Annotated in this window: 25 protein-coding genes; 23 read left to right on the top strand and 2 right to left on the bottom strand. The window is 72.4% G+C overall.

The genetic code is table 11. The features are described from left to right. Positions 1 to 214 precede the first annotated feature (214 nt). Genes aroB through nusB form a run of 4 tightly spaced genes read left to right on the top strand, consistent with a single transcriptional unit; the run spans position 215 to position 2,779 of the window. Positions 215 to 1,291, top strand: a complete 1,077-nt coding sequence (aroB, locus tag ACMCNK_RS10380; protein ID WP_412736176.1) for a 3-dehydroquinate synthase — start codon at positions 215 to 217, stop codon at positions 1,289 to 1,291. Continuing rightward, positions 1,288 to 1,746 carry a type II 3-dehydroquinate dehydratase gene (gene aroQ / locus ACMCNK_RS10375; RefSeq protein WP_412736175.1) on the top strand — a complete coding sequence of 153 codons (459 nt, stop codon included), beginning with the start codon at positions 1,288 to 1,290 and terminating at the stop codon, positions 1,744 to 1,746. Before aroB ends, aroQ begins: the two co-directional genes overlap by 4 nt. 41 nt (positions 1,747 to 1,787) lie before the next feature. Then, positions 1,788 to 2,345, top strand: coding sequence for an elongation factor P (gene efp / locus ACMCNK_RS10370; RefSeq protein WP_412736174.1), 558 nt, complete (start codon positions 1,788 to 1,790; stop codon positions 2,343 to 2,345). A 23-nt stretch (positions 2,346 to 2,368) separates the two neighbouring features. Beyond that, positions 2,369 to 2,779: a transcription antitermination factor NusB gene (gene nusB / locus ACMCNK_RS10365; RefSeq protein ID WP_412740810.1), complete on the top strand. Its 411-nt coding sequence runs from the start codon at positions 2,369 to 2,371 to the stop codon at positions 2,777 to 2,779. Between the two features lie 218 nt (positions 2,780 to 2,997). Here nusB and ACMCNK_RS10360 read toward each other — a convergent pair whose 3' ends face one another. Next, positions 2,998 to 3,486 carry a transcriptional regulator gene (locus ACMCNK_RS10360; protein WP_412736173.1) on the bottom strand — a complete coding sequence of 163 codons (489 nt, stop codon included), beginning with the start codon at positions 3,484 to 3,486 and terminating at the stop codon, positions 2,998 to 3,000. 293 nt (positions 3,487 to 3,779) lie between these two features. On the opposite strand from ACMCNK_RS10360, the gene pyrR reads away from it, so the two are divergent. The 17 genes from pyrR to ACMCNK_RS10275 all read left to right on the top strand — a co-directional run bounded on the left by pyrR (position 3,780) and on the right by ACMCNK_RS10275 (position 23,516). Then, entirely contained in the window at positions 3,780 to 4,337 is a 558-nt protein-coding gene (gene pyrR, locus ACMCNK_RS10355) for a bifunctional pyr operon transcriptional regulator/uracil phosphoribosyltransferase PyrR (protein WP_412736172.1), read from the top strand. Further along, positions 4,334 to 5,254 carry an aspartate carbamoyltransferase catalytic subunit gene (locus ACMCNK_RS10350; RefSeq protein ID WP_412736171.1) on the top strand — a complete coding sequence of 307 codons (921 nt, stop codon included), beginning with the start codon at positions 4,334 to 4,336 and terminating at the stop codon, positions 5,252 to 5,254. The genes pyrR and ACMCNK_RS10350 overlap by 4 nt, the downstream gene beginning before the upstream one ends. Then, positions 5,254 to 6,522, top strand: coding sequence for a dihydroorotase (locus ACMCNK_RS10345; RefSeq protein WP_412736170.1), 1,269 nt, complete (start codon positions 5,254 to 5,256; stop codon positions 6,520 to 6,522). Before ACMCNK_RS10350 ends, ACMCNK_RS10345 begins: the two co-directional genes overlap by 1 nt. Beyond that, positions 6,519 to 7,634, top strand: a complete 1,116-nt coding sequence (gene carA, locus ACMCNK_RS10340) for a glutamine-hydrolyzing carbamoyl-phosphate synthase small subunit (RefSeq protein WP_412736169.1) — start codon at positions 6,519 to 6,521, stop codon at positions 7,632 to 7,634. Before ACMCNK_RS10345 ends, carA begins: the two co-directional genes overlap by 4 nt. Next, a complete protein-coding gene (gene carB, locus ACMCNK_RS10335) occupies positions 7,634 to 10,945 on the top strand; it encodes a carbamoyl-phosphate synthase large subunit (RefSeq protein ID WP_412736168.1) in 3,312 nt (1,103 codons plus the stop codon). The genes carA and carB overlap by 1 nt, the downstream gene beginning before the upstream one ends. Then, the gene (locus ACMCNK_RS10330) at positions 10,942 to 11,976 is read left to right on the top strand and encodes a quinone-dependent dihydroorotate dehydrogenase (protein ID WP_412736167.1); all 1,035 of its coding nucleotides are present in this window, start codon (positions 10,942 to 10,944) and stop codon (positions 11,974 to 11,976) included. Before carB ends, ACMCNK_RS10330 begins: the two co-directional genes overlap by 4 nt. A 41-nt stretch (positions 11,977 to 12,017) precedes the next feature. Beyond that, complete coding sequence (locus ACMCNK_RS10325; RefSeq protein WP_412740809.1) at positions 12,018 to 13,271, top strand: adenosylmethionine--8-amino-7-oxononanoate transaminase; 1,254 nt, start codon at positions 12,018 to 12,020, stop codon at positions 13,269 to 13,271. 19 nt (positions 13,272 to 13,290) lie between these two features. Further along, complete coding sequence (gene pyrF / locus ACMCNK_RS10320) at positions 13,291 to 14,121, top strand: orotidine-5'-phosphate decarboxylase (RefSeq protein ID WP_412736166.1); 831 nt, start codon at positions 13,291 to 13,293, stop codon at positions 14,119 to 14,121. A 183-nt stretch (positions 14,122 to 14,304) separates the two neighbouring features. After that, the gene (gene mihF / locus ACMCNK_RS10315; RefSeq protein ID WP_130508107.1) at positions 14,305 to 14,622 is read left to right on the top strand and encodes an integration host factor, actinobacterial type; all 318 of its coding nucleotides are present in this window, start codon (positions 14,305 to 14,307) and stop codon (positions 14,620 to 14,622) included. Positions 14,623 to 14,654: 32 nt separating this feature from the next. Then, positions 14,655 to 15,254, top strand: a complete 600-nt coding sequence (gene gmk / locus ACMCNK_RS10310; protein WP_412736165.1) for a guanylate kinase — start codon at positions 14,655 to 14,657, stop codon at positions 15,252 to 15,254. A 51-nt stretch (positions 15,255 to 15,305) separates the two neighbouring features. After that, positions 15,306 to 15,569, top strand: coding sequence for a DNA-directed RNA polymerase subunit omega (rpoZ, locus tag ACMCNK_RS10305; RefSeq protein ID WP_130508105.1), 264 nt, complete (start codon positions 15,306 to 15,308; stop codon positions 15,567 to 15,569). Positions 15,570 to 15,668: 99 nt separating this feature from the next. After that, on the top strand, positions 15,669 to 16,883 hold the full coding sequence (coaBC, locus tag ACMCNK_RS10300; RefSeq protein ID WP_412736164.1) for a bifunctional phosphopantothenoylcysteine decarboxylase/phosphopantothenate--cysteine ligase CoaBC: 1,215 nt from the start codon (positions 15,669 to 15,671) through the stop codon (positions 16,881 to 16,883). Between the two features lie 65 nt (positions 16,884 to 16,948). Further along, entirely contained in the window at positions 16,949 to 18,139 is a 1,191-nt protein-coding gene (gene metK / locus ACMCNK_RS10295) for a methionine adenosyltransferase (RefSeq protein ID WP_412736163.1), read from the top strand. A gap of 35 nt (positions 18,140 to 18,174) precedes the next feature. Continuing rightward, positions 18,175 to 20,298, top strand: coding sequence for a primosomal protein N' (locus tag ACMCNK_RS10290; RefSeq protein ID WP_412736162.1), 2,124 nt, complete (start codon positions 18,175 to 18,177; stop codon positions 20,296 to 20,298). A 242-nt stretch (positions 20,299 to 20,540) separates the two neighbouring features. After that, positions 20,541 to 21,104: a peptide deformylase gene (gene def / locus ACMCNK_RS10285; protein ID WP_412736161.1), complete on the top strand. Its 564-nt coding sequence runs from the start codon at positions 20,541 to 20,543 to the stop codon at positions 21,102 to 21,104. A gap of 4 nt (positions 21,105 to 21,108) precedes the next feature. Continuing rightward, a complete protein-coding gene (fmt, locus tag ACMCNK_RS10280; protein WP_412736160.1) occupies positions 21,109 to 22,035 on the top strand; it encodes a methionyl-tRNA formyltransferase in 927 nt (308 codons plus the stop codon). After that, positions 22,032 to 23,516, top strand: coding sequence for an RsmB/NOP family class I SAM-dependent RNA methyltransferase (locus ACMCNK_RS10275; RefSeq protein WP_412736159.1), 1,485 nt, complete (start codon positions 22,032 to 22,034; stop codon positions 23,514 to 23,516). The genes fmt and ACMCNK_RS10275 overlap by 4 nt, the downstream gene beginning before the upstream one ends. A gap of 94 nt (positions 23,517 to 23,610) precedes the next feature. Here ACMCNK_RS10275 and ACMCNK_RS10270 read toward each other — a convergent pair whose 3' ends face one another. Continuing rightward, positions 23,611 to 24,486 (bottom strand): septum formation family protein, encoded by an 876-nt coding sequence (locus tag ACMCNK_RS10270; protein ID WP_412736158.1) that lies wholly within the window; start codon positions 24,484 to 24,486, stop codon positions 23,611 to 23,613. A 103-nt stretch (positions 24,487 to 24,589) separates the two neighbouring features. On the opposite strand from ACMCNK_RS10270, the gene rpe reads away from it, so the two are divergent. Both rpe and ACMCNK_RS10260 read left to right on the top strand, forming a co-directional pair. Next, entirely contained in the window at positions 24,590 to 25,267 is a 678-nt protein-coding gene (gene rpe, locus ACMCNK_RS10265) for a ribulose-phosphate 3-epimerase (RefSeq protein WP_412736157.1), read from the top strand. Between the two features lie 22 nt (positions 25,268 to 25,289). Continuing rightward, positions 25,290 to 26,312: a response regulator gene (locus ACMCNK_RS10260; protein WP_412736156.1), complete on the top strand. Its 1,023-nt coding sequence runs from the start codon at positions 25,290 to 25,292 to the stop codon at positions 26,310 to 26,312. Positions 26,313 to 26,492: the final 180 nt, after the last annotated feature.

Genomic DNA, 26,492 nt, shown 5'->3' with positions numbered 1-26,492 from the left:
AGGTTTCCTAACGGTTGCAGCTCATACTTTCGGCCCGGCCGATGCCATGACCAGCCGATAGAGCCCCCACCGAACGGCGATCCGAGGCTTGCCGCCGCGCGATCGTCAGCGACGGAGACGGTCTTCGGCCATTCGATGCGCGGCGCCAGCGGGTGCAGCCCCCGAGGGGGTGTGGCGCCATGACCCCGCGGCGTGCCCACTAGGCTCGGCGTCGATGGACGACGTGACCCGAATCCCCGTGGCCGGTGACCGACCGTATGAGGTGCTGGTCGGGCGTGGGCTCGCCCCCGCCCTGGCGCCGCTGCTCGACGGCGCGGTCCGCGTCGCCGTCCTGCATGCACCGCCGATGCAGAGTCAGGCCGCGCACCTCGCGCAGGAGCTGACCGCGGCCGGGCTGCGGCCGACCCTGCTCCCCGTGCCCGACGCCGAGGCGGGCAAGACCGTCCAGGTCGCCGCGTCCTGCTGGGACGCGCTCGGCGAGGCCGGGTTCACCCGTACCGATGCGGTCGTCGGCGTGGGCGGCGGTGCGGTCACCGACCTCGCCGGTTTCGTCGCCGCGAGCTGGCTGCGCGGAGTGCGCTGGGTGCCCTGGTCCACCTCGCTGCTCGGCATGGTCGACGCGGCCGTGGGCGGTAAGACCGGCATCAACGTCGCCGCGGGCAAGAACCTCGTGGGCGCGTTCCATCCACCCGCCGGGGTGCTGTGCGACCTCGACATGCTCGACACCCTGCCGGGCGGCGACCTGGTCGCCGGGCTGGCCGAGGTGGTCAAGTGCGGCTTCATCGCCGACCCCGCGATCCTCGACGCGGTCGAGGCCGATCCCGCCGCGGCCACCGACCCGCACGGCCCGGTCGTCCGGGAGCTGATCGAACGCGCGATCCGGGTCAAGGCCGAGGTGGTGAGCGCGGACCTGCGCGAGTCCGGGCTGCGGGAGATCCTGAACTACGGGCACACGCTGGGCCACGCGATCGAGAAGCGGGAGGCGTACCGGTGGCGGCACGGGCACGCCGTGGCGGTCGGGCTGGTCTTCGCGGCCGAGCTGTCCCGCCTCGCCGGGCGGCTGGACGACGCCACCGCCGCCCGCCACCGCGCGGCGCTGGAGCTGTTGGGGCTGCCCACGTCGTACCCGGGGGACGCCTGGCCGGAGTTGCTGGCCGGGATGCGGGTGGACAAGAAGACCCGGGCCGACACGCTGCGTTTCGTGGTGCTCGACGGCCTGGCCAAGCCCGGCACCCTGGCCGGTCCGGACGACGCGCTGCTGGCCCGGGCGTACGAGGCGGTGTCCGCATGAGGCGGGTGTACGTGCTCAACGGGCCGAACCTGGGGCGGCTGGGCACCCGGCAGGTCGACGTCTACGGGCTGACCTCGTACGCGGATCTCGTGGCGATGTGCGAGTCCGCCGGGGCGGAGCTGGGCCTGGCGGTGCAGGTCCGGCAGACCGACGCGGAGCACGAGATGCTGGCCTGGCTGCACGCCGCCGCCGACGAGCAGGCCCCGGTGGTGCTCAACCCCGGGGCGTGGTCACATTATTCGTACGCGGTTCGCGACGCCTGCGCGTTGCTGCGGGCCCCCCTGGTCGAGGTGCACATCTCCAACATCCACGCCCGGGAGGAGTTCCGGCACCACTCGGTGGTCTCGGCGGTGGCCACGGGCGTCATCGCCGGGCTGGGGGTCGACGGCTACAAGCTGGCGTTGCAGCACATCGCGCGGAGGCCCGATTCGTCGGGTGACACGCCGCGCCGGTAAACTTTTCGGGTCACTTCATCGCGTCAAGATCAAGGCAGGACATGGCGACTACGAACGACCTGAAGAACGGCCTCGTGCTCAACCTCGACGGCGAGCTCTGGGCCGTCGTCGAGTTCCAGCACGTCAAGCCGGGCAAGGGCGGTGCGTTCGTGCGCACGACGCTCAAGAACGTGCTGTCCGGCAAGGTGGTCGACAAGACCTTCAACGCGGGGACCAAGGTCGAGACGGCCACGGTCGACAAGCGCACGATGCAGTATCTGTACCAGGACGGCGACGACTTCGTCTTCATGGACCTGGGCACGTTCGACCAGATCCACGTGCCCGGTGGCACCGTGGGTGAGGCGGCGAATTACCTGCTGCCCGAGGCCGAGGCGACCGTGGCGACCCACGAGGGCGTGCCGCTGTACATCGAGCTGCCCACCAGCGTCTTCCTCGAGGTGACGTACACCGAGCCGGGCCTGCAGGGTGACCGCTCCACGGGCGGCACCAAGCCGGCGACCGTGGAGACCGGCGCCACCGTGCAGGTGCCGCTGTTCATCTCCACCGGTGAGAAGATCAAGGTCGACACGCGCGACGGCCGTTACCTCGGCCGCAGCTGATGCCCGAGGCCCCCAAGCTGCAGATGCCCGCGCGCCGGAAGGCGCGCAAGCGGGCGCTGGACGTGCTCTACGAGGCCGACCTGCGAGATCTGCCGCCGCGTAAGGTGCTTGCGGGCTACCTGGAGCGGATCGTGCAGCCCCGCCCGGATCACCTCGAGTACACGATCGGGCTGGTCGAGGGCGTGGCGACGCATCTGGACCGGATCGACGAGCTGATCGCGAGCTACGCCGAGGGCTGGACGCTGCCCCGGATGCCGGTCGTGGACCGCAATCTGGCCCGCATCGCGGTGTACGAGCTGCTCTACGTGCCCGAGATCGACGACCCGGTCGCGATCACCGAGGCGGTCGAGCTGGCGAAGCAGATGTCCACCGATGACAGCCCGCGATTCCTCAACGGCCTGCTGGGCCGGATCGCCGAGTTCGCGAGCCGCTGACCCGTCGACGCCCGACGGCCCGGACCATCACGGTCCGGGCCGTCGGCGTCTGCGCTGCTGCGCGCCGGGCCGCCCGATGGCCTGCGCCGCCAGGCCGGGAGTCGATGCGCGCGGTCACCGCCGTGCTCGACCGGCCTGCGGGAGCGCCGTGGGTCGCGGACACGGCGAAGCCCACACCGCCGGGTGGCGATGTGGGCTCGGCCGCTGATTTCTGGTGATCAGGAGGCGAAGAAGGCCCGCGGGTCGGCGACCAGGACGCCCTGCTCGGTCAGGCGCTCGATGAGGCCGGACGGCGAGATGTCGTAGACGATGGCCAGCGCGCGCAGGTCGTCGGCGCGGATGGACAGCACCCGCCCGTTGTAGTCACCGCGCTGCTGCTGGATCGCCCGGGCGTAGCGCGCCACGTAGGCGAGGTCCTCGTTGGTGGTGTCGTACAGCTTCTCGAGGTCGAGAACGATCTTGTTGGTGGCTTCGAGCCGGACCCCGCTGCCGTCGGGCAGCAGCTCCGACACGGGGACGCGGTAGAAGTCGGCGAGCTCGGCCAGACGGGACACGGTGACCGCACGGTCGCCGCGCTCGTACGAGCCCACCACGACGGCCTTCCACCGGCCGTTCGACTTCTCTTCCACGCCCTGCAGAGACAGGCCCTGCTGCTGGCGGATGGAGCGCAGGCGGGCGCCCAACGACTTGGCGTACTCAGACGGCATACGGTCACTCCCAGTGCTGTGCTGGCGCGGGGGGTTCTTCCCCCGCGGATCGCTACGCAGCGTGACGGTACGGAGTTTGCGACCCCTGGTCAAGTGCCGGTTACCGATGAGACGCGGGAGTCGCGTAACTTGACCACTTTAGCCCCTTTCCGCGACGGGTAGGGCACGTCACCATCCTGCACGCAGCGTTCACTGGTAACGTGTCGACAGCCATTGGGTTGACCCCTGCCAGGGGGTTTCCCGCCAGACGTCCTTTAACGACCCGTCCCGTGAGGCGGGGAAGGAGGTCAGCCGTGGCACACCCACGCGCCGACACCAAGATCATTCTGTCCGAGGCGGATCTCCACCGGGTGGTGGATCGGATCGCCCATCAGATCCTCGAGAAGACCTCCGGTGCGACCGGCACGGTCCTGCTCGGCATCCCGACCCGCGGCGTCCCGCTGGCCCGCCGCCTCGCCGCCCGGATCCACGCCTTCGAGGACGTCGACGTCCCGGTCGGCTCGCTCGACATCACGCTGTATCGCGACGACCTGCGGCTGCAGGCCACCCGGGCGCTCGGCAAGACCGAGCTTCCGCCCGGCGGGCTCGACGGGCGCCGGGTCATCCTGGTCGACGACGTGCTCTTCTCCGGGCGTACGGTCCGGGCCGCGCTGGATGCGCTCAGCGACGTCGGCCGGCCCAGCTCGGTGCAGCTCGCGGTGCTGGTCGACCGCGGCCACCGGGAGCTGCCGATCCGCGCCGACTACGTCGGCAAGAACATCCCCACCGCCCGGTCCGAGAGCGTGCGCGTGTCGCTGGCCGAGACCGACGACGGTACGGACGAGGTCCGGCTGACCGGAGGTGACAAATGATCAAGCACCTGCGCTCGGCGGCCGATCTGGACGCCGCCACCGCCACCCTGATCCTGGACACCGCGGCGGAGATGGCCGCGCTGGCCGGCCGCGAAGTGAAGAAGCTGCCCACGCTGCGCGGGCGCACCGTGGTCAACCTGTTCTACGAGGACTCCACCAGGACCCGGATCTCGTTCGAGGCCGCCGCCAAGCGCCTGTCCGCGGACGTCATCAACTTCTCCGCCAAGGGCTCCAGCGTCAGCAAGGGCGAGAGCCTCAAGGACACCGCGCTGACGTTGCAGGCCATGGGCGCGGACGCGGTCGTCATCCGGCACTCCGCCTCGGGCGCCCCGCACCGGCTCGCCAACTGGATCGACGGCTCGGTGGTCAACGCGGGCGACGGCACCCACGAGCACCCGACGCAGGCGCTGCTGGACGCGTACACGATGCGGGCGCGCCTCGGCCGCCTCGCCGGGCTGCACGTGGTGATCGTCGGCGACGTGCTGCACAGCCGGGTGGCCCGGTCCAACACGCTGCTGCTGTCGACGCTCGGCGCCAAGGTCACCCTGGTCGGCCCGCCCACGCTGATCCCGCTGGACATCGCGGCGGCGCTGGCTCCCGGCACCGAGGTCTCGTACGACCTGGACGCGGTGCTGCCCACCGCGGACGTGGTGATGATGCTGCGGGTGCAGACCGAGCGGATGCAGGACTCGTTCTTCCCTTCGGCCCGGGAGTACTCCCGCCGGTACGGCCTGGACGCCGCACGCATGCACCGGCTCGGAGAGCACGCGATCGTCATGCACCCCGGGCCGATGAACCGCGGCATGGAGATCACCCCGGCGGTGGCCGACTCGCCCCGCTCCACGATCGTCGAACAGGTCACCAACGGCGTCAGCGTCCGGATGGCCGTTCTCTACCTGCTCCTCGGAGGCAAATGATGTCGGCGGCGTACCTGATCAAAAGCGTCCGGGTGCTCGGCGGTGAGCCGCGCGACCTGCTGATCCGCGACGGCGTGATCGCCGACGGCGACCCCGCGGGCGCCGAGGTGATCGAGGCCGCCGGGCTGGTCGCCCTGCCCGGCCTGGTCGACCTGCACACCCACCTGCGCGAGCCGGGCCGCGAGGACGCCGAGACGGTCGAGACCGGCTCGCGGGCCGCGGCGCTGGGCGGCTACACCGCGGTCTGCGCGATGGCCAACACCTCCCCGGTCGCGGACACCGCGGGAGTGGTCGAGCAGGTGTGGCGGCTCGGCCACGAGGCCGGGCTGGTGGACGTGCAGCCGATCGGCGCGGTCACGGTCGGGCTGGCCGGCAAGCAGCTCGCCGAGCTGGGCGCGATGGCCGACTCCGCGGCCCGGGTGCGGATCTTCTCCGACGACGGCTTCTGCGTCGCCGACCCGCGTCTGATGCGCCGCGCCCTGGAGTACGTGAAGGCGTTCGGCGGGGTGATCGCCCAGCACGCCGAGGAGCCCCGGCTCACCGAGGGCGCGCAGATGCACGAGGGCGAGGTCTCCACCCGGCTCGGCCTGACCGGCTGGCCCGCGGTCGCCGAGGAGGCGATCATCGCCCGCGACGTGCTGCTGGCCGAGCACGTCGGCAGCCGCCTGCACGTCTGCCACGTCTCCACCGCGGGCAGCGTCGAGGTGCTGCGCCAGGCCAAGGCCCGCGGCGTCCGGGTCACCGCCGAGGTGACCCCGCACCACCTGTTGCTCACCGACGAGCTGGCCGCCAGCTACGACCCGGTGTACAAGGTGAACCCGCCGCTGCGTACCGCCGCCGACGTCGAGGCGCTGCGCGCCGCGCTGGTCGACGGCACGATCGACATCGTCGCCACCGACCACGCCCCGCACGCCGTGGAGGACAAGGAGTGCGAGTGGGCGTACGCCCGCCCCGGCATGGTCGGCCTGGAAACCGCGCTGCCGGTGGTGCTGTCCGTCCTCGGGGAGCAGTGGGATCTCATCGCCGAGCGGATGTCGCGCGCCCCGGCCCGGATCGCCGGGCTGACCGGGCACGGCGGCGACCTCACGGCCGGTACGCCGGCCAACCTCACGCTGGTGGACCCGTCCGCCCGCCGGGTCGTCGACCCGGCCGGGCTGGCGAGCCGCAGCCGCAACACACCGTACGCGGGCACCACCCTGCCGGGTCGCATCGTCGCGACCTTCCTTCGGGGAGAGCCGACAGTCCTGGACGGGAAGGCGACCAAGTGACACGCACCCCTGCGATCCTCGTGCTCGAGGACGGCCGCACGTTCGCCGGTGAGGCGTACGGAGCGGTCGGTGAGACCTTCGGCGAGGCGGTCTTCACCACCGGCATGACCGGCTATCAGGAGACCTTGACGGACCCGTCGTACCACCGGCAGGTCGTGGTGCAGACCGCACCGCAGATCGGCAACACCGGCGTCAACGCCGAGGACGACGAGTCGGACCGGATCTGGGTGTCCGGCTACGTGGTCCGTGACCCGTCGCGCCGCCCGTCGAACTGGCGTGCCACCGGCGACCTGGGCGAGCGGCTGGCCGCCGAGGGGGTGGTCGGCATCAGCGGCATCGACACCCGGGCGCTGACCCGGCACCTGCGCGAGCGCGGCGCCATGCGCGTCGGTGTGTCCAGCATGGACACCGACCCGCAGGCGCTGCTGGCCAAGGTCCAGCAGGCACCCGGCATGGTGGGCGCGGACCTCTCCGCGCAGGTGAGCACGCCGAAGCCGTACACGATCGAGGCGGTGGGCCAGCACCGGTACACGATCGCCGCGCTGGATCTGGGCATCAAGCGCAACGTGTCCCGGCGGCTGGCCGAGCGCGGGGTCACCACCCACGTGCTGCCGTCGTCGTCCACCCTGGACGACCTGCTCGCGGTCAACCCGGACGCGGTGTTCTTCTCACCCGGCCCCGGCGACCCCGCCACCGCCGACCACCCGGTCGCGCTGGCGCAGGAGGTGATGCGCCGCCGCATCCCGCTGTTCGGCATCTGCTTCGGCAGCCAGATCCTCGGCCGCGCGCTCGGCTTCGGCACCTACAAGCTCGGGTACGGCCACCGCGGCATCAACCAGCCCGTGCTGGACCGCACCACCGGCAAGGTCGAGGTGACCAGCCACAACCACGGCTTCGCCGTCGACGCTCCGCTCGACACGGTCGTCGGCACCGAGTTCGGCCGGGTCGAAGTCAGTCACGTGTGCCTCAACGACAACGTGGTCGAAGGGCTGCGGGCGCTCGATGTGCCCGCGTTCACCGTCCAGTACCACCCCGAGGCGGCGGCCGGTCCCCACGACGCGGACTACCTGTTCGACCGCTTCGTCGAGCTCGTCGAGAAGAGGGCTGCCTGATGCCGAAGCGTACGGATCTGAAGCATGTCATGGTGATCGGCTCCGGACCGATCGTCATCGGCCAGGCCTGCGAGTTCGACTACTCCGGCACCCAGGCGTGCCGGGTGCTGCGCGCCGAGGGCCTGCGGGTCTCGCTGGTGAACTCCAACCCCGCCACGATCATGACGGACCCGGAGTTCGCCGACGCCACGTACGTCGAACCGATCACGCCCGAGTTCGTGGAGCTGGTCATCGCCCGCGAGCGCCCCGACGCGATCCTGCCCACGCTGGGCGGCCAGACCGCCCTGAACACCGCGGTCGCGCTGCATGAGAGCGGCGTGCTCGACAAGTACGGCGTCGAGCTGATCGGCGCCGACATCGACGCGATCCGCCGCGGCGAGGACCGGCAGATCTTCAAGGACATCGTCGCGAAGGCGGGTGGCGAGACCCCGCGCTCGCGGGTGTGCCACTCGATGGACGAAGTCCGCGCGACCGTGGCCGAGCTCGGCCTGCCGGTGGTCATCCGGCCGTCGTTCACCATGGGTGGGCTGGGTTCCGGCATGGCGCACACCGACGAGGACCTGGAACGCATCGCGGGCGCCGGGCTGGCCGCCTCCCCGGTGCACGAGGTGCTCATCGAGGAGAGCGTGCTCGGCTGGAAGGAGTACGAGCTCGAACTGATGCGCGACAAGCACGACAACGTCGTGGTCGTGTGCTCGATCGAGAACATCGACCCGATGGGCGTGCACACTGGCGACAGCGTCACCGTGGCCCCGGCCATGACCCTGACCGACCGGGAGTACCAGCGGCTGCGTGACCTGGGCATCGCGGTGCTGCGTGAGGTCGGCGTGGACACCGGCGGCTGCAACATCCAGTTCGCGATCAACCCGGACAACGGCCGCCTGGTCGTCATCGAGATGAACCCGCGCGTGTCCCGCTCGTCCGCGCTGGCGTCGAAGGCCACCGGCTTCCCGATCGCGAAGATCGCCGCCAAGCTCGCCATCGGCTACACCCTGGACGAGATCCCGAACGACATCACGCTGAAGACCCCGGCCGCGTTCGAGCCGGCGCTCGACTACGTCGTGGTGAAGATTCCCCGGTTCGCGTTCGAGAAGTTCCCGGTCGCCGACCCGGAGCTGACCACCACGATGAAGTCCGTGGGCGAGGCGATGAGCCTGGGCCGCAACTTCGCCGAGGCGCTGAACAAGGCCATGCGCTCGATGGAGACCAAGGCCGCCGGATTCTGGACCGTCCCCGACCCGACGGACTCGCTCGACGAGACGCTCGCCGCGTTGAAGGTCCCGCACGACGGGCGGCTGTACACCGTGGAGCGGGCCCTGCGGCTGGGCGCCACGGTCTCGCAGGTGCACGAGGCCAGCGGCCGCATCGACCCGTGGTTCCTGGAGGAGATCGCGGCGCTGGTGGAGCTGCGCGCCGAGATCCTGGCCGCCGCGGTGCTCGACGAGGACCTGCTGCGCCGGGCCAAGCGATGCGGGCTGTCCGACCGCCAGCTCGCCGCGCTGCGCCCCGAGCTCGCGGGCGAGGACGGGGTCCGCACGCTGCGCCACCGGCTCGGCGTACGCCCGGTGTACAAGACCGTGGACACGTGTGCGGCCGAGTTCGCGGCGAACACGCCGTACCACTACTCGTCGTATGACGAGGAGACCGAGGTGGCGCCGTCGGACCGGCCCAAGGTCCTCATCCTGGGGTCGGGGCCGAACCGGATCGGGCAGGGCATCGAGTTCGACTACTCGTGCGTGCATGCCGTCCAGGCCCTCAAGGGCGAGTACGAGACCGTCATGGTCAACTGCAACCCGGAGACGGTCTCCACGGACTACGACACCGCGGACCGGCTGTACTTCGAGCCGCTGACGTTCGAGGACGTCCTGGAGGTCGTGCACGCCGAGGACGCGTCCGGCAAGGCGGCGGGCGGGCCCGGCGTGGTCGGGGTGGTCGTGCAGCTCGGCGGGCAGACCCCGCTCGGGCTGGCACGCCGGCTCAAGGCGGCCGGGGTGCCCATCGTGGGCACCTCCCCGGAGTCGATCGACCTGGCCGAGGACCGTGGCGAGTTCGGCGAGGTCCTGGCCGCGGCCGGGCTGCGCGCACCCGAGCATGGCACGGCCACCAGCTTCGGGCAGGCCAAGGCGATCGCGGACACGATCGGCTACCCCGTGCTGGTGCGGCCGTCGTACGTGCTCGGCGGCCGCGGCATGGAGATCGTGTACGACGAGCCGACGCTGGCCGCGTACATCGAACGGGCCACGGAGATCTCGCCGGACCATCCGGTGCTGGTGGACCGGTTCCTCGACGACGCCATCGAGATCGACGTGGACGCGCTCTGCGACGCCACCGGCGAGGTGTACCTGGGCGGCGTGATGGAGCACATCGAGGAGGCCGGCATCCACTCCGGCGACTCGTCGTGCTCGCTGCCGCCGGTGACCCTGGCCGGGGCGCACCTGGCCGAGGTGCGCCGCTACACCGAGGCGATCGCCCGCGGCGTCGGCGTGCGCGGCCTGCTCAACGTCCAGTACGCGCTCAAGGACGACGCCCTCTACGTGCTGGAGGCCAACCCGCGCGCCTCGCGTACGGTGCCGTTCGTCTCGAAGGCGACCGCGGTGCCGCTGGCCAAGGCCGCCGCCCGGATCATGCTGGGCGCCACGATCGCGCAGCTGCGCGCGGAAGGGGTGCTGCTGTCCGACGGGGACGGCGGCGACACCCCGCCCGGGGCGCCGATCGCGGTCAAGGAGGCGGTGCTGCCGTTCAAGCGGTTCCGCACACCCGCCGGCCACGGCGTGGACAGCCTGCTCGGCCCGGAGATGAAGTCGACCGGCGAGGTGATGGGCATCGACCCGGGCTTCGGCCCCGCGTTCGCCAAGAGCCAGGCCGCCGCGTACGGTTCGCTGCCGACCAGCGGCAAGGTGTTCGTCTCCGTCGCCAACCGGGACAAGCGCTCGATGATCTTCCCGGTGAAGCGCCTCGCGGACCTGGGCTTCACGATCGTCAGCACCACCGGCACGGGCGAGGTGCTGCGGCGCCACGGCATCGAGTGCGAGATCGTGCCCAAGCACTTCGAGAGCCCGGGCAAGAACGCGGTCGAGCTGATCCTCGCCGGGGAGATCGCGCTGGTCATCAACACCCCGCAGGGTTCCGGCGCGAGCGCCCGGGCCGACGGGTACGAGATCCGCAGCGCGGCCGTGGTCGCGGACATCCCGAGCATCACCACGGTGCCCGGCGTGGCCGCCGCGGTGATGGGCATCGAGGCGCTGATGCGCGGCGACATGACCGTCCGTCCTCTGCAGGAGCTGCACGCGAGCCTGCGGAGCGCTGGGTGAGCGCTTTCGAGCGACTGGTACGGCCGGTCCTGTTCCGCCTCGGCAGCGGTGACCCCGAGGCGGCGCACGAGTTCACGCTGCGGCGGCTGGCCGCCCTGAGTGGACAGCCGCGCAGCCTGGCGATGCTGCGCCGCCGGTACGCGGTCAGCGCCCCGGCCGAGGTGTTCGGGGTGCGTTTCCCGAACCCGGTGGGGCTGGCCGCGGGGATGGACAAGAACGGGGTCGCGCTGCCCGCGTGGCCCGCGCTCGGGTTCGGTTTCGTCGAGGTGGGCACGGTGACCGCGCACGCCCAGCCGGGCAACGACCGGCCGCGGCTGTTCCGGCTGCGCGACAGCGAGGCGATCATCAACCGGATGGGCTTCAACAACGCCGGGGCAGCCGCGCTCGCGCAGCGGCTGGCGAACCTCGGCCCGCTGCCGGTGCCGCTGGGCATCTCGCTGGGCAAGTCCAAGGTCACCCCGCTCGACGAGGCCGTCGATGACTACCTGACCTCGTACAACCTGCTCCGCCCGTACGCGGACTACATCGCGGTCAACGTGTCCTCGCCCAACACCCCGGGGCTGCGGGCGCTGCAGGACCGGGCCGCGCTGGCGAGGCTGCTCGGCGCGCTGGTCGGCAAGACCCCGGTGCTGGTGAAGATCGCCCCCGATCTCACCGACTCCGCGATCGCCGAGGTGCTGGAGGTCTGCGTGTCCACCGGCACCTCCGGGGTGATCGCCACGAACACCACGCTCGCCCGTGACGGGCTGGCCGCGGCCGACCAGCCGATGGCCGGCCAGGCGGGCGGGCTGTCCGGGCGGCCGCTCACCGAGCGGGCGCGGAAGGTCGTGCAGTTCGTGCACAACGAGACCGGCGGAACCCTGCCGATCATCGGGGTGGGCGGCATCCTCGACGCGGATGACGCGGCACGCCTGTTCGACGCCGGGGCGTCGCTGGTGCAGCTGTATTCCGGGTTCGTGTACCGCGGCCCGGGCCTGGTCCGCGCGGTCGCCCGGGGTGCCGCCGCGGCCGGGGATCGGGCCCGGCCGTGATTGGCCTGGCCGCCGCCGGGGACGGGCCGGATCCGGCGCGGCTGCTGCGGCTCGACCGGGCGCACGTCTGGCATCCGTACGGGCCGATGCCGGGGCGTTCCGACCCGTACGTGGTGGACAGTGCGGCCGGGGTGCGCCTGCGGCTGGCCGACGGCCGGGAACTGGTCGACGGCATGTCGTCGTGGTGGGCCGCCATCCACGGCTACCGGCATCCGGTGCTGGACGCGGCGCTGGCCGAGCAGAGCGGCCGGATGAGCCACGTGATGTTCGGCGGGCTCACCCACGCCCCGGCGGTCGAACTGGCCGCCACCCTGGTCGAGCTGACCCCCGAGGGCCTGGAGCACGTCTTCCTGTGCGACTCCGGCTCCGTGGGGGTCGAGGTGGCCGTCAAGATGGCGCTGCAGGCGCAGCGGGCGGTGCACGGCCCGGGCCGGCACCGGCTGGCCACCTGGCGCGGCGGCTACCACGGCGACACGTTCCACCCGATGAGCGTCTGCGACCCGGACGGCGGCATGCACCAGCTCTGGACCGGCGTGCTGCCCCGGCAGGTGTTCGCCGGTCCGCCACCGGCCGAGTTCGACCCCGGGTACGCCGCGGAGCTGACCGCGACCATCGCACGGCACGCCGGGGAACTGGCCGCGGTCATCGTCGAGCCGCTGGTGCAGGGCGCGGGCGGCATGCGTTTCCACCATCCCGAGTACCTGCGGGTGCTGCGCGAGGCCACCCGGGCGCACGGCATTCTGCTGATCTTCGACGAGATCGCGACCGGCTTCGGGCGTACCGGGACGTTGTTCGCGGCCGACCACGCCGGGGTGAGCCCGGACATCCTGTGCCTGGGCAAGGCACTCACCGGCGGCTACCTGAGCCTGGCGGCGACGTTGTGCACCACCGAGGTCGCGGCGGCGGTCTCGGCGGGCGAGGGCGGCGGCCTGGCGCACGGGCCCACGTTCATGGGCAACCCGCTGGCGTGCGCGGTGGCGAACGCCTCTCTCGGGCTGCTGGAGGCCACGGACTGGGCCGGTGCGGTCCGGCGCATCGAGTCGGGCCTCGCGGCCGGCCTGGAGCCGCTGCGCGGCGCCGCCGGGGTCGCCGACGTGCGGGTACGCGGCGCGATCGGCGTGGTGCAGCTCGACCACGAGGTCGACGTCGCGAAGGCCACCGCGGCTGCCGTGGCGGCGGGCGTGTGGCTGCGCCCGTTCCGGGACCTGATCTACACCATGCCCCCGTACGTGACGGACGACGACGATGTCGCCCGCATTACCGCGGCGATCGCCGCGTCGGTGGCAGCTACCTGACAGAAGGGGACTCGACCCGATGGAGACCTTCGGAGCCCGGTTGCACCGGGCGGTCGCGCAGCGTGGTCCGCTGTGCGTGGGCATCGATCCGCATCCCGGTCTGCTCGACCGTTGGGGGCTCCCGGACGACGTCGCCGGCCTGGAACGCTTCGCCCGTACGGTGGTCGACGCACTGGCCGATCGGGTCGCCGTTCTGAAGCCGCAGTCGGCGTTCTTCGAGAGATTTGGGTCACGTGGAGTCGCGATTCTTGAGTCAACTATCCGACAGTCCCGGGAGGCCGGCGCGCTCGTCCTGCTCGACGTGAAGCGGGGCGACATCGGCTCGACGATGGCCGCGTACGCCGCCGCGTACCTCGATCCGGCGAGTCCGCTGAGTGCGGACGCGATTACTGTGAGTCCCTACCTTGGGGTGGGTTCGTTGCAGCCGGCATTCGAGCTCGCGGCCGCTCACGGTGCCGGAGTCTTCGTCCTGGCGCTGACGTCCAACCCGGAGGGACCGGCCGTCCAGCACGCCGTCGCCGCGGACGGCAGGACGGTCGCGCAAACCGTCATCGACGAGATTTCCCAGGTCAACGCGGGTGCGGATCCGCTCGGCAGCGTCGGGCTGGTGGTCGGCGCGACGATCGGCGAGACCGGCCACGACCTGTCCAAGGTGAACGGCCCGCTGCTCGCTCCGGGCCTCGGAGCGCAGGGCGCGACGCCCGCGGACCTCCGTTCCGTCTTCGGTGCAAGCGTGCGGAACGTGCTGCCGTCGTACTCGCGGGAAGTGCTCGCGGCGGGACCCTCCGTGGTCGAGTTGCGGGCCGCGGCGCAGCGCGCGGTGGCCGATTGCCGGGCCGCGCTCGGGTGAAACCGGCTGCTTAGCAGGCCGCGCCCGAACCGGTCGGGGGGTACCCCCACGTTGCCGAAACCGTCGTTGACCGCTAGTTTTCCCGGCGCCGGGAACCACATGCCCCTTTGGTTCCCTGGCACACCACGTTTCACAGAAGCGCCGGTATTGGAGTACCGCCGCATAGGGACCTGAGGAGAACTGGTGCCGCTCCCGTCACTGAGCCCCGAGCAGCGTGCAGCCGCGCTGGAGAAGGCCGCGGAGATTCGCAAGGCCCGGGCCGAGCTCAAGGAACAGCTCAAGTCTGGCAAGACCACCCTCGCCGCCGTGCTCGAGCGGGCCGAGGGCGACGACGTCGTCGGCAAGCTGAAGGTCTCGGCCGTGCTGCAGGCGCTGCCGGGCATCGGCAAGATCCGAGCCACCCAGATCATGGAGAAGCTCAAGATCGCCGACAGCCGTCGCCTTCGTGGCCTCGGCGAGCAGCAGCGCAAGGCCCTCCTGGGGGAGTTCGCTGCGAACTGACTCGACGGCTCGTGTAGGAATGAGCCGTGAGCATGGATGACGAAGCGCGCCCGGCAGCCCGACTCACCGTCCTTTCCGGCCCCTCCGGGGTCGGAAAGGACAGCGTGATCGAGCTGATCCGGGCGCGTTCGCCATGGATCAAGCTGTCCGTCTCCGTGACGACCCGCAAGAAGCGCGACTACGAGACCGACGGTGAGCACTATCACTTCGTCACCCGTTCGGAGTTCCAGCGCCTGATCGACGGCGATCAACTACTCGAGTGGGCCGAGTTCGCGGGCAACCTCTACGGCACCCCGCGGGCGCAGGTGGAGGGCTGGCTCGCCCAGGGCCGCCCGGTCCTGCTGAAGATCGACCTGCAGGGTGCCCGGCAGGTTCGCGCCGCGATGTCGGACGCGCAACTGGTGTTCCTGGCTCCGCCCAGCGTCGAGGAGCTGCGGCGTCGGCTGATCGGCCGGGGGACGGACGACGAAGAGACGATCAAGCGCCGGCTGGCTCACGCCGACGAGGAACTGGCGGCGGAGACCGAATTCGACCGAACGGTGGTCAACGACTTCGTCGAGCGCGCTGCGGACGAACTGGTAGGATTGCTCGGTTCGTCATTCCTGACGCCTGCTCAAGCCCCCGAGGCCTGATAAGCCCAGGGGTCTGACCACTCAGCTCCCGACACTGAGGATTTCACCACCGTGGCAACCATCGCCAACCCCGAAGGCATCACCAACCCGCCGATCGACGAGCTGCTCGACAAGACCTCCTCGAAGTACTCGCTGGTGATCTTCGCGGCCAAGCGCGCCCGCCAGGTCAACGCCTACTACAGCCAGCTCGGCGAGGGTCTGCTGGAGTACGTGGGCCCGCTGGTGGAGACCACCCCCCAGGAGAAGCCCCTCTCGATCGCCCTCCGGGAGATCAACGCCGGCCTGCTCACGGCCGAGGCCACCGACCAGCCCTGACCCGGCCGCCGGGTGCCGGCCGTTCGACGGGCGCCCGGCTCCATGGACCCGCGTCCCGCCCCGGGGCGCGGGTTTTGTCATTTCTCCGGGGGAGAGACCATGACCGAGGTCGTGCTCGGCGTCTGCGGTGGCATCGCCGCGTACAAGGCGTGTGAGCTGCTGCGGCTGTTCACCGAGTCCGGGCACGGGGTGCGGGTGGTGCCCACCGCGTCCGCGCTCAAGTTCGTCGGCGCCCCCACCTGGGCGGCTTTGTCCGGCCGCCCGGCCACCACCGAGGTGTGGGACGACGCCCACGAGGTGCCGCACGTGCGCATCGGCCGGCACGCCGAACTGGTCGTGGTCGCCCCCGCCACCGCGGACCTGCTCGCCAAGGCCGCCCACGGCATCGCGGACGACCTGCTCACCAACACGCTGCTCACCGCCACCTGCCCGGTCGTGTACGCCCCCGCCATGCACACCGAGATGTGGGAGAACCCGGCGACCGTCGCCAACGTGGCGATCCTGCGCTCGCGCGGCGCCGTGGTGATCGAGCCCGCGGTGGGCCGGCTCACCGGCGCCGACACGGGCAAGGGCCGGCTCCCGGAGCCGGAGGAGATCTTCGCGATCGCCCGGCGTGCGCTGCGGCGGGTGCGGCCCGATCTGGCCGGGCGCCACGTGGTGGTCACCGCCGGCGGCACCCGGGAACCTCTGGACCCGGTCCGCTTCCTGGGCAACCGTTCCTCCGGCAAGCAGGGCTACGCGCTGGCGCGTACCGCGGTGGCCCGTGGCGCGCGTGTGACGCTCATCGCGGCGAACGTCGCGCTGCCCACCCCCGCCGGCGCCGACCTGGTCGAGGTCGGCACGACCGAGGAGCTGCGCAAGGCCGTACTGGAGGCGGCGGCCGGGGCCGACGCGGTGGTGATGGCCGCCGCGCCCGCGGACTTCCGGCCCGCCACGGTCGCGGATCGCAAGATCAAGAAAACCGACTCGGGTACGCCGCCGACGATCGAACTGGTCACCAACCCGGACATCGCGGCCGAACTGGGCGCTATGAAACGCCCGGGCCAGGTGCTCGTGGCGTTCGCCGCGGAGACCCACGACGCGCTGGCGAACGCGCGCACCAAGCTCGCCAGGAAACGCGCCGACCTGATCGTCGTTAACGAGGTGGGAATCGATCGCGTCTTCGGCGCCGAGTCGAACACGGTCACCCTCGTCGGCGCCGACGAAAGCCTTGCCGAGCTCGGCGAACTACCGAAAGACGATGTGTCGGATGCGATATGGGACGCGGTGCTCGCACGCCTGCATCCCCAGCTCGCCGACGATGGGACAGCATGACGAACTCCCTGCGGCGGTGACTACACTTCCGCGCAACGAACTATTCGACCAAGCTGAGGAGCACCGTGGCACGCCGCCTGTTCACCTCCGAGTCGGTCACGGAAGGCCACCCGGACAAGATCGCTGACCAGATCAGCGACGGTATTCTCGACGCCCTGCTGCGGCAGGACCCCCGCAGCCGCGTGGCGGTGGAAACGCTCATCACCACCGGTCAGGTGCACGTCGCCGGCGAGGTCACCACTCAGGCGTACGCCGACATCCCGACGATCGTGCGCGACACGATCCTGGGCATCGGCTACGACTCGTCGAAGAAGGGCTTCGACGGCGCGTCGTGCGGCGTCAGCGTCTCCATCGGCGCCCAGTCGCCCGACATCGCCCAGGGGGTCGACTCGGCGATCGAGCTGCGCAAGGGCGACTCCGAGCACGTGCTCGACGCGCAGGGCGCCGGCGACCAGGGCATGATGTTCGGCTTCGCGTGCTCCGAGACGCCCGAACTGATGCCGCTGCCGATCGCCCTCGCGCACCGGCTCGCCCGGCGGCTGTCCGCGGCCCGCAAGGACGGCACGATCCCGTACCTGCGCCCCGACGGCAAGACCCAGGTCACGATCGAGTACGACGGTCTGCGCCCGGTGCGCCTCGACACGGTCGTCGTGTCGTCGCAGCACGCCGCGGACATCTCCCTGGAGTCGCTGCTCACGCCGGACGTGCGCGAGCACGTCATCGCGCCCGAGCTGGAGGGCCTGGGGCTGGACACCGACGGCTACCGGCTGCTGGTGAACCCGACCGGCCGCTTCGAGATCGGCGGCCCGATGGGCGACGCGGGCCTGACCGGCCGCAAGATCATCGTGGACACGTACGGCGGGTACGCCCGCCACGGCGGCGGCGCGTTCTCCGGCAAGGACCCGTCCAAGGTGGACCGTTCCGCGGCGTACGCGATGCGCTGGGTGGCCAAGAACGTGGTGGCCGCGGGCCTGGCCGAGCGGTGCGAGACCCAGGTGGCGTACGCGATCGGCAAGGCCCACCCGGTGAGCCTGTTCGTCGAGACGTTCGGCACGGAGAACGTGCCGGTCGACCGGATCGAGAAGGCGATCAAGGAGGTCTTCGACCTGCGCCCCGCCGCGATCATTCGGGACCTGGACCTGATGCGCCCGATCTACCAGCAGACCGCCGCGTACGGCCACTTCGGCCGGGAGCTGCCCGACCTGCTGTGGGAGAACACCGACCGCGCCCAGGACCTCAAGGCCGCCGCGGCCTGACAGTTCTTGTCGGTGTCACCCGGCAGGATGATCGGGTGACACCCAGCGGCACGAAACGCGACCGGGAGCCGGCAGCACGGCTCCCGGTCGCGCGTGTCTGCGTCGATGTGCCGCTGGCCCACCTCGACCGCCCGTTCGACTACCTCGTCGCGGCCGCCGACGACGAGGCCGCCCAGCCCGGGGTCCGCGTGCGGGTCCGGTTCGCGGGCCAGCTCGTCGGCGGCTTCCTGCTGGAGCGCGTCGAGTCCTCCGCGCACGCCAAGCTCGCGTACCTGGACCGGGTTGTGTCGCCCGAGCGGGTCCTCGACCCCGATGTGGCTCGGCTCGCCCGCGCGGTCGCCGAGCGGTATGCGGGCAATCTCATCGACGTCCTGCGTCTGGCCGTCCCACCCCGCCACGCTCGCGTCGAGTCCCAGTCGTCGCCCCCGCCCACCCCTTCAGCCCCGCCCGCAACTCCGCCGGTTCCCGTCGAGCCCGGCCCCGTCGAGCCCGGTCCCGTCGAGCCGGGGACGTCCAGGGATGGATGGGGGGCGTACCGGGCCGGCGCCGCGTTTCTGGGTGCGCTCGCGGACGGGCGGCCGGCCCGGGCCGTGTGGTCGGCACTGCCGGGCGAGGACTGGGCGGCCCGGATCGCCGAGGCCGCCGCCGCCACGGCCGACGCCGGGCGGGGCGTTGTCGTGGTCGTGCCCGATGCCCGTGACCTCGATCGGCTCGACCGGGCCCTCGCCGCTGCGCTGGGTCCTGGCCGGCATGTCGCGCTCAACGCGGCCGCCGGCCCCGCGGAACGGTACCGCCGGTTCCTGGCGGCCAGCAGGCATCGGGTGCCGGTCGTGGCGGGCACCCGGGCGGCCATGTTCGCCCCGGTCGCCGCGCTCGGCCTCGTGGTGATCTGGGACGACGGCGACGACCTGCACGCCGAGCCCCGCGCACCGTACCCGCACGCCCGCGACGTGCTGCTCACCCGCGCCCAGCTGGCCGGGTGTGCGGCTCTGGTGGGCGGCTTCGCGCGTACCGGGGAGGGGCAGCTGCTGCTGGAGACCGGGTGGGCGAAGGAGATCGCCGCCGACCGGGACACGCTGCGCGCGCGCAGCCCCGCGATCTCCCCGACCGGGGACGATCCCCAGCTCGCTCGCGATCCCGGTGCCGCCACGGCCCGCCTGCCCAGCCTCGCGTGGCAGGCGGCCCGGCAGGCACTGCAGGCCGGGGCGCCGGTGCTGGTGCAGGTGCCCCGGCGGGGCTATCTGCCGTCGGTCGCGTGTGCGGACTGCCGTACCCCTGCTCGCTGTCCGCACTGCGCGGGGCCGCTGGGGTTGACCGGATCGCGAGCCGTGCCGACCTGTCACTGGTGCGGGCGCGCCGCCGCGGCGTACGCATGCCCTGCCTGTGGTGGGCGCCGCCTGCGCGCGTCCGTGACCGGGGCCCGGCGCACCGCGGAGGAGTTGGGGCGCGCGTTCCCGGGTGCGCCGGTGCGCACCTCCGGCCGCGACGAGGTGCTGGACGTCGTGCCGGCGGAGCCTGCCGTGGTGGTGGCCACCCCGGGTGCCGAGCCACGCGCCGAGGGCGGGTACGGCGCGGTGCTGCTGCTCGACACGTGGGCGCTGCTGACGCGTTCGGACCTGCGCGCCGCCGAGGAGACGATGCGCCGCTGGCTGAGCGCCGCTGCGCTGGCCCGTCCCGGTGCGGCCGGCGGCCGGGTGATCGTGGTGGCGGACGGGTCACTGGCCCCCGTGCAGGCGCTGCTGCGCTGGGACCCGGGCTGGTTCGCGGCCCGGGAGCTGGCCGAGCGCCGGGAGCTGGGCTTTCCGCCTGCGGCCCGGATGGCCAGCTTGACCGGCCACCCGGCGGCCGTGGCCGAGCTGCTCGACGCGGCCCGGCTGCCCGACGGCGCGGAGGTGCTCGGCCCGGTCCCGGCCGGCAGGGGCCGAGGTGCAGGACGCGGGCCCGGGCCGAACGCGCCCGCGTCGCGTGGCTCGGCGCCCGGGGAGGCCACGACCACGGATGTGCCGGATGCCGACGACCAGGAGCGGATGCTGGTCCGGGTGTCCCGCGGTGCGCTGCCCGAGCTGGCCAGGGCCCTGCACGAGGCGGCCGCGGTGCGCAGTGCCCGCAAGGCGGTCCAGCCGGTGCGGGTCCAGATCGACCCCGCAGACCTGTTCTGATGCCCGGGCGCAGGCGCGACTGCCCCCTCAGTCGCAGCCCACGCCGCCCGCCGCACGTCGTCCACAGCGCCGCCCGCCACGGGTATGTGCCGCGACCCGGGGCGTCGGCGAGTGCATCGGCCCTTCGAGCCGCGAATGGCCCCCGAGCCCCGCTCGATGGTGTGCGCGACCGGGCGGCGCGCCCGCTGCGGCGGACTCCGTAGACTGAGCCCGTCGTCCGTATCCGTAGGGAGTTGCACCGCGTGACCGTCCAGCCCATCCGTCTGTTCGGCGACCCGGTGCTGCGCACCCAGGCCGAGCCCGTCGTGGATTTCGACGCCGAGCTGCGCAGGCTCGTCGCCGACCTGATCGAGACCATGCGGGATGAGGGCGGGGCCGGCCTGGCCGCCCCCCAGCTCGGCGTCGGGCTGCGGGTGTTCGCGTTCGACGTGGACGACGTGGTGGGCCACATCGTCAACCCGGTGCTCGACTTCCCGGATGAGGAGGAGCAGGACGGCCCCGAGGGCTGCCTGTCGATCCCCGGCGTCTACCTGGACACCCGGCGCCGCCAGAACGTGGTGGCCCGCGGCTTCACCGAGCACGGCGACCCGATCCAGCTCGTCGGCACCGGCCTGATGGCCCGCTGTGTGCAGCACGAGACGGACCACCTGGACGGAGTGTTGTTCATCGACCGCCTCGACCCGGCCGCCCGCAAGGAGGCCATGAAGCAGATCCGCGCCGCGGACTGGTATGACGCGGGCGCTCCGCCGACGGTCAAGCAGAGCCCGCACGGGCGGGGCCTGTTCGGCCTGGGCCTGGGGCGGTGACCCGGTGCGCCTGATCTTCGCCGGCACCCCGGCCGTCGCCGTGCCCTCGCTGGACGCCATCGCCGCCTCCGGCCACGAACTGCTCGCGGTCGTCACCCGCCCGGACGCCCCCGCTGGTCGCGGCCGCAGACTGGTCCGTTCGAACGCCGGGGCGTGGGCCGACGAGCGCGGCATCGAGGTGCTCACCCCGCAGCGCCCACGCGAGCCCGAGTTCCTGGACCGGTTGCGTGCGCTCGCCCCGGACTGCGTTCCCGTGGTCGCGTACGGCGCGCTGGTGCCCCCGGCCGCCCTGCAGATCCCCAAGCACGGCTGGGTGAACCTGCACTTCTCGCTGCTGCCCGCGTGGCGCGGCGCCGCGCCCGTGCAGCACGCCGTTCTGCACGGCGACGAGGTGACCGGCGCCAGCGTGTTCGAGCTGGAGGAGGGTCTCGACACCGGCCCGGTGTACGGCACCGTCACCGACGAGATCCGCCCCGCGGACACCTCCGGTGACCTGCTGGAACGCCTCGCGGTGTCGGGCGCCGAGCTGCTCGTGGCCGTCCTGGACGCGATGGATGCCGGCACCGCCCGCGCCCACCCGCAGCCGGCCGACGGCATCTCGCTGGCCCCCAAACTGACCGTGGAGGACGCCCAGGTGCGCTGGGACGACCCGGCGTTCGCGGTCGACCGGCGCATCCGCGCCTGCACCCCGGCGCCCGGGGCTTGGACGACCCTGCGGGGGGATCGGCTCAAACTCGGTCCCGTCCATCCGGTCGCGAATGCGCCCGCGCTGGCGCCCGGGGAGCTGCGCGTCGAGCGCACCCAGGTGCTGGCGGGCACGGCGACGACCCCGGTCGTCCTGGGTGAGGTCCGGGCGGCGGGCAAGCGTGCCATGGCGGCCGTGGACTGGGCGCGCGGGCTGCGCCTCGCAGCGGGGGAGAGCTTCGCGTGACGGATCATCGCGCCGACCGTCCACACGGCTCCGGCCGCCCGCGCCGCTCCAGCGGCCCCGGCCACGGCCGCGGGCAGGATCGCGACGCCCGCACCGGGCGGGCCCCGCGCGGCGGGCGGCCGCCGTCCGACCCGGCACGGCAGGCAGCGTACGAGGCGGTCGCGGCGGTGCACCGCGACGACGCGTACGCGAATCTGGTGCTCGCCGACATCCTGCGCGACATGGGTCTGCACGGGCGGGACGCGGCGTTCGCCACCGAGCTGACGTACGGCACACTGCGCGCGGTCGGCACCCTCGATCTGATCATCGCGGCGGCGGCCGGTCGCGACGTGGCCCGCATCGACCCGCCCGCCCGGGATGCCCTGCGGCTGGGCGCGTACCAGCTCCTGCACACCCGGGTGCCCGCGCACGCCGCGGTGAACCAGACGGTCGACCTGGTCCGTTCCGTGGCGCCGGGCGCGGGCGGGTTCGCCAACGCGGTGCTGCGCGAGATCGCGGGCAAGGACCTCGACGCGTGGCTGGAGCAGTTGGCCCCGGCGTACGACGACGACCCGATCGCGCATCTGTCGGTGGTGCACCACCACCCGCAGTGGATCGTGCGGGCGTTCTCGGAGGCTCTGGGCGGCGACCTGGGCGAAACCACGCGGCTGCTCATCGAGGACAACCAGCCTGCCCCGGTGCACCTGTGCGCCCGGCCGGGCCGGGCCGATCCGGTGGAGCTCGCGGACGACGCCGACGGTGTGCCCGCGGCGTTCTCGCCGTACGCGGTGTACCTGAACGGCGGCGCGCCCGGTGACCTGGACGCGATCCGGCAGGGCCGCGCGCACGTGCAGGACGAGGGTTCCCAGCTGGTCGCCGCGGCACTGCTGGAAGCGCCGGTGGAGGGTTCGGACACCCGCTGGCTGGACCTGTGCGCGGGCCCGGGCGGGAAGACCGGTCTGCTCGGGTCGATCGCGGCGTTGCGCGGCGCCGAGGTGACCGCGGTGGAGGTGGCCGAGCACCGGGCCCGCCTCGTCGACCAAGCCACGGTCGGCCTGCCGGTGACCGTGCTGCCCACCGACGGCCGTACGGTCGGGCGCGACCCGGACCTGCCGGAAGAGTCGTTCGACCGGGTGCTGGTGGATGCCCCGTGCACCGGGCTGGGTTCGCTGCGCCGGCGCCCCGAGTCGCGTTGGCGGCGCCAGCCGGCCGACCTGCCCCCGCTGACCCGGCTGCAACGCGAATTGCTGGTGGCGGCGTTGCGTGCGGTCCGGCCGGGCGGGGTGGTGGCATACGTGACGTGCTCGCCGCACATGGTGGAGACACAGGTGACCGTCACCGAGGGGGCCCGCCGCTCCGGCGTCGACGTGGATTTCGTGGATGCCCGCCCGCTGCTGCCGCCGGGCATGCCCGGGCTGGGCGACGGCCCGACGGTGCAGTTGTGGCCGCATCGGCACGGCACGGACGCGATGTTCCTGGCGGTGCTGCGCCGCACCAGCTGACCGGCTGCCGAGCCGGGTCGCGCACTTCCACGGGCCCGCGCTGAGCGGGCCGCCCATGCCCCCAGGAGCTGACCGGGCGGCGCGAGCTGGGCGTTCAGTGCACCGGCAGCACCGTGGGGCCTGCGCCCTGCATCGACCGGTCGAGCGTGCGGTTGCGGAACCACAGGAAGCAGCGCACCCGCCGCTCGCCGAGCTGCCACTCGGTGCGGCTCGGCCGGTACGAGATCCAGCCCGCGCGGTACTGCACCTCGTCGTCGTCGGGCACGCCGGTGTACCGGGCGATGGCGCTGCGGCAGCCCCGCGCGGTACGGGTACGGTCCGCGCTCAGCGCCGCGTACGAGATCTCCGGCGCGGTCCACAGGCCGACGAACTCGGTTCGGTGCGGTTGCGTGCAGGCCACGGGTGTCATGGCCGTCACGGAGTCGCCGTTCACCCGGGCGTCGAAGCAGCCCAGCCGCAGCGGCGACGGGCCGCGCAGTGCCCCGGCCAGGCTGCCGGAGCGGCCGGTGGCGGCGAGCCCGTCGAGGCCTGTCTCGGTGAGGTCGCAGCGGAACCAGTGGGCCCCGCCGCGCCACCCGGCCCGGGACGGCCACAGCACCTGCACGGCGATCCGGGCACCCCGCCACGGCCCGCCCAGGAACGCCTCGGCCCGCTGCGCGCACTGCGCGTACGCCTCGCGGCTCTGCGCCGATCCCGGCGTGGGCGGCACGGGCGCGTCCGGGGCGTCGGCGACGTGGAACGTCTCCGCGACGTGCAGGTCGGTGCACGGCACCGGCCGGTACGTCGCCAGGGACGAGTCGGCCTGGAGGCTTTCGTGGCAGACCTTCGTCGCCGGGCGGAACGGCGTGGGCGCCCCGATCATCGCCCAGCCGCCGGTGAGGTCGCCGTCCGTGCCGTGCGTCGTGGTGCAGCCGGCCGCGGCGAGCAGGACCACCGTCGTCGCCGCGGCCGCGGCGAGCCATCGTCGCACCGATTCCTCCCCGCCTCGACGATCACGGATGCGTTTTCGAGTATCGCGGGCGGGCGCCACCGACGGCAGTCCCGGGTCCGGCGCGGGGTCATACACTTCAGCCGTGGAGCCTTCGCCGATCATCGCGCCCAGCATCCTCGCCGCCGATTTCGCCCGCCTCGCGCAGGAGGTGCATGCGATCGAGGGCGCCGCCGACTGGGTGCACGTCGACGTCATGGACAACCATTTCGTGCCGAACCTGTCGATCGGCCTGCCGGTGGTGCAGTGCCTGCGTTCGGCGACCAGCATCCCGTTCGACGTGCACCTGATGATCACCGATCCGGAGCGTTGGGCACCGGGGTACGCGGAGGCGGGGGCGTACAACGTGACGTTCCACGCGGAGGCGTGCGAGGATCCGGTGGCGCTGGCCAAGACGTTGCGGGCGGCCGGTGCGAAGGCCGGGCTGGCGATCGACCGGGACACGCCGGTCGAGCCGTACCTGGAGCTTCTGCCCTATGTGGACACCCTGCTGATCATGACGATCAAGGCCGGGTTCGGCGGCCAGAAGTTCATGCCCGAGATGCTGGACAAGGTCCGCGCGGTGCGCCGCCGGATCAGCGCGAAGGGGCTGCAGGTGCGGCTGGAGGTGGACGGCGGGATCGCGGCCGACACGATCGAGCAGGCCGCCGAGGCGGGGGCGGACGCGTTCGTCGCGGGCACCGCGGTGTACGGCGCGCAGGACCCGGCCGAGGCCATCCGGAAGCTGCGGGCTCTCGCGCTGGGTGCGACGGTGACCCCATGACCGGGTTGCGGGCGGGCAGCCGATGAACACCGGGGAGGTCCGGCATTCCGCGGACGAAGCCGGTCTGGAGCCCGAGGACCGGCCGGATCTCATCCTGGTGGTCGACGACGATGACGACATCGCCGGGTTCGTCGCGTTCAATCTGCAACTGCACGGCTTCGAGGTGATGCGGGCCCGCGACGGCCGCGAGGCCTTGGAGGTCATCGAGAGCCGACGGCCCGATCTCGCGGTGGTCGACTGGATGATGCCGACCATGGACGGTGTGGAGCTGACGCGGCGGCTGCGCGCCGAACCGCTCACGTCCGCCCTGCCGGTGATCATGCTGACGGCCCGCGGCATGACCGTGGACAAGGTCGTCGGGCTCACCGCCGGGGTGGACGACTACCTGGTCAAGCCGTTCGACACGGCCGAGCTGATCGCCCGGGTCTCCTCCACGCTGCGGCGCAACAAGGAGTTCCGGGAGGTCTCGCCGCTGACCGGGCTGCCCGGCAACGCCCGGGTGCGGCGGGAGATCGCCGACCGGATCCGGTCGGGCGCGGACTACGCGGTGGGCTACATCGACATCGACCGGTTCAAGAGCGTCAACGACGTGTACGGCTTCGACCGTGGCGACGAATTCATCACCGCGCTGGCCAGCAGCCTGCACCGGGCGGTCGCCGCCTCCGACCCGCCGTCGATCTTCCTCGGTCACATCGGCGGCGACGACTTCGTCTTCATCTGCACCCCCGACCAGGTGCTGCCGCTGACCAAGCGGGCGGTCACCGACTTCGAGGCGTCCGCGGACCGGCTGTACGACCCCGAGGACGCCCGTCGCGGCTACATCGAGGTGCCGGACCGGCGCGGCAACAAGCACCGCGCCGCCCTGATCACGCTGTCCATCGGGGTCGCGCAGGCCACCGCGGAGGGCCGCCGGCTGCTCGATCCGCGGATGGTGGTGGCGGTCGCCTCGGAGATGAAGAAGGTGGCCAAGAGCCAGCCCGGTTCGTACGTGGCGATCGACCGCCGCCGCGCCGAATCGGACGACGAGGACGAACGCGGACTGTGACCTGGGTCGCTCGCCTGGTTGCATCCTGCGCACGGCGTGCAAGACTCATGGATGACCCACCACGCGCTGGCGGGACTCGGTGAAATTCCGAACCGGCGGTGATCCACGGGCCGACTCTGGCCCGCGGTAAGCCCGCGACCCGGTCGTCAACACCACGACGCCCGGTGGACCTGGTGAAAA

Source organism: Krasilnikovia sp. MM14-A1259 (assembly GCF_047159535.1).
GTDB lineage: Bacteria > Actinomycetota > Actinomycetes > Mycobacteriales > Micromonosporaceae > Actinoplanes.
This window is presented reverse-complemented; position numbering and strand designations above follow the sequence as displayed.

What these genes read in the sequence shown, in the direction of transcription:
- aroB (WP_412736176.1), top strand. Translation starts at nt 215, where the DNA reads ATGGACGACGTGACCCGAATCCCCGTGGCCGGTGACCGACCGTATGAG.
- efp (WP_412736174.1), top strand. Translation starts at nt 1,788, where the DNA reads ATGGCGACTACGAACGACCTGAAGAACGGCCTCGTGCTCAACCTCGAC.
- aroQ (WP_412736175.1), top strand. Translation starts at nt 1,288, where the DNA reads ATGAGGCGGGTGTACGTGCTCAACGGGCCGAACCTGGGGCGGCTGGGC.
- ACMCNK_RS10345 (WP_412736170.1), top strand. Translation starts at nt 5,254, where the DNA reads ATGTCGGCGGCGTACCTGATCAAAAGCGTCCGGGTGCTCGGCGGTGAG.
- gmk (WP_412736165.1), top strand. Translation starts at nt 14,655, where the DNA reads ATGGATGACGAAGCGCGCCCGGCAGCCCGACTCACCGTCCTTTCCGGC.
- pyrF (WP_412736166.1), top strand. Translation starts at nt 13,291, where the DNA reads ATGGAGACCTTCGGAGCCCGGTTGCACCGGGCGGTCGCGCAGCGTGGT.
- ACMCNK_RS10350 (WP_412736171.1), top strand. Translation starts at nt 4,334, where the DNA reads ATGATCAAGCACCTGCGCTCGGCGGCCGATCTGGACGCCGCCACCGCC.
- nusB (WP_412740810.1), top strand. Translation starts at nt 2,369, where the DNA reads ATGCCCGCGCGCCGGAAGGCGCGCAAGCGGGCGCTGGACGTGCTCTAC.
- ACMCNK_RS10260 (WP_412736156.1), top strand. Translation starts at nt 25,290, where the DNA reads ATGAACACCGGGGAGGTCCGGCATTCCGCGGACGAAGCCGGTCTGGAG.
- ACMCNK_RS10360 (WP_412736173.1), bottom strand. Translation starts at nt 3,486, where the DNA reads ATGCCGTCTGAGTACGCCAAGTCGTTGGGCGCCCGCCTGCGCTCCATC.
- coaBC (WP_412736164.1), top strand. Translation starts at nt 15,669, where the DNA reads ATGACCGAGGTCGTGCTCGGCGTCTGCGGTGGCATCGCCGCGTACAAG.
- carB (WP_412736168.1), top strand. Translation starts at nt 7,634, where the DNA reads ATGCCGAAGCGTACGGATCTGAAGCATGTCATGGTGATCGGCTCCGGA.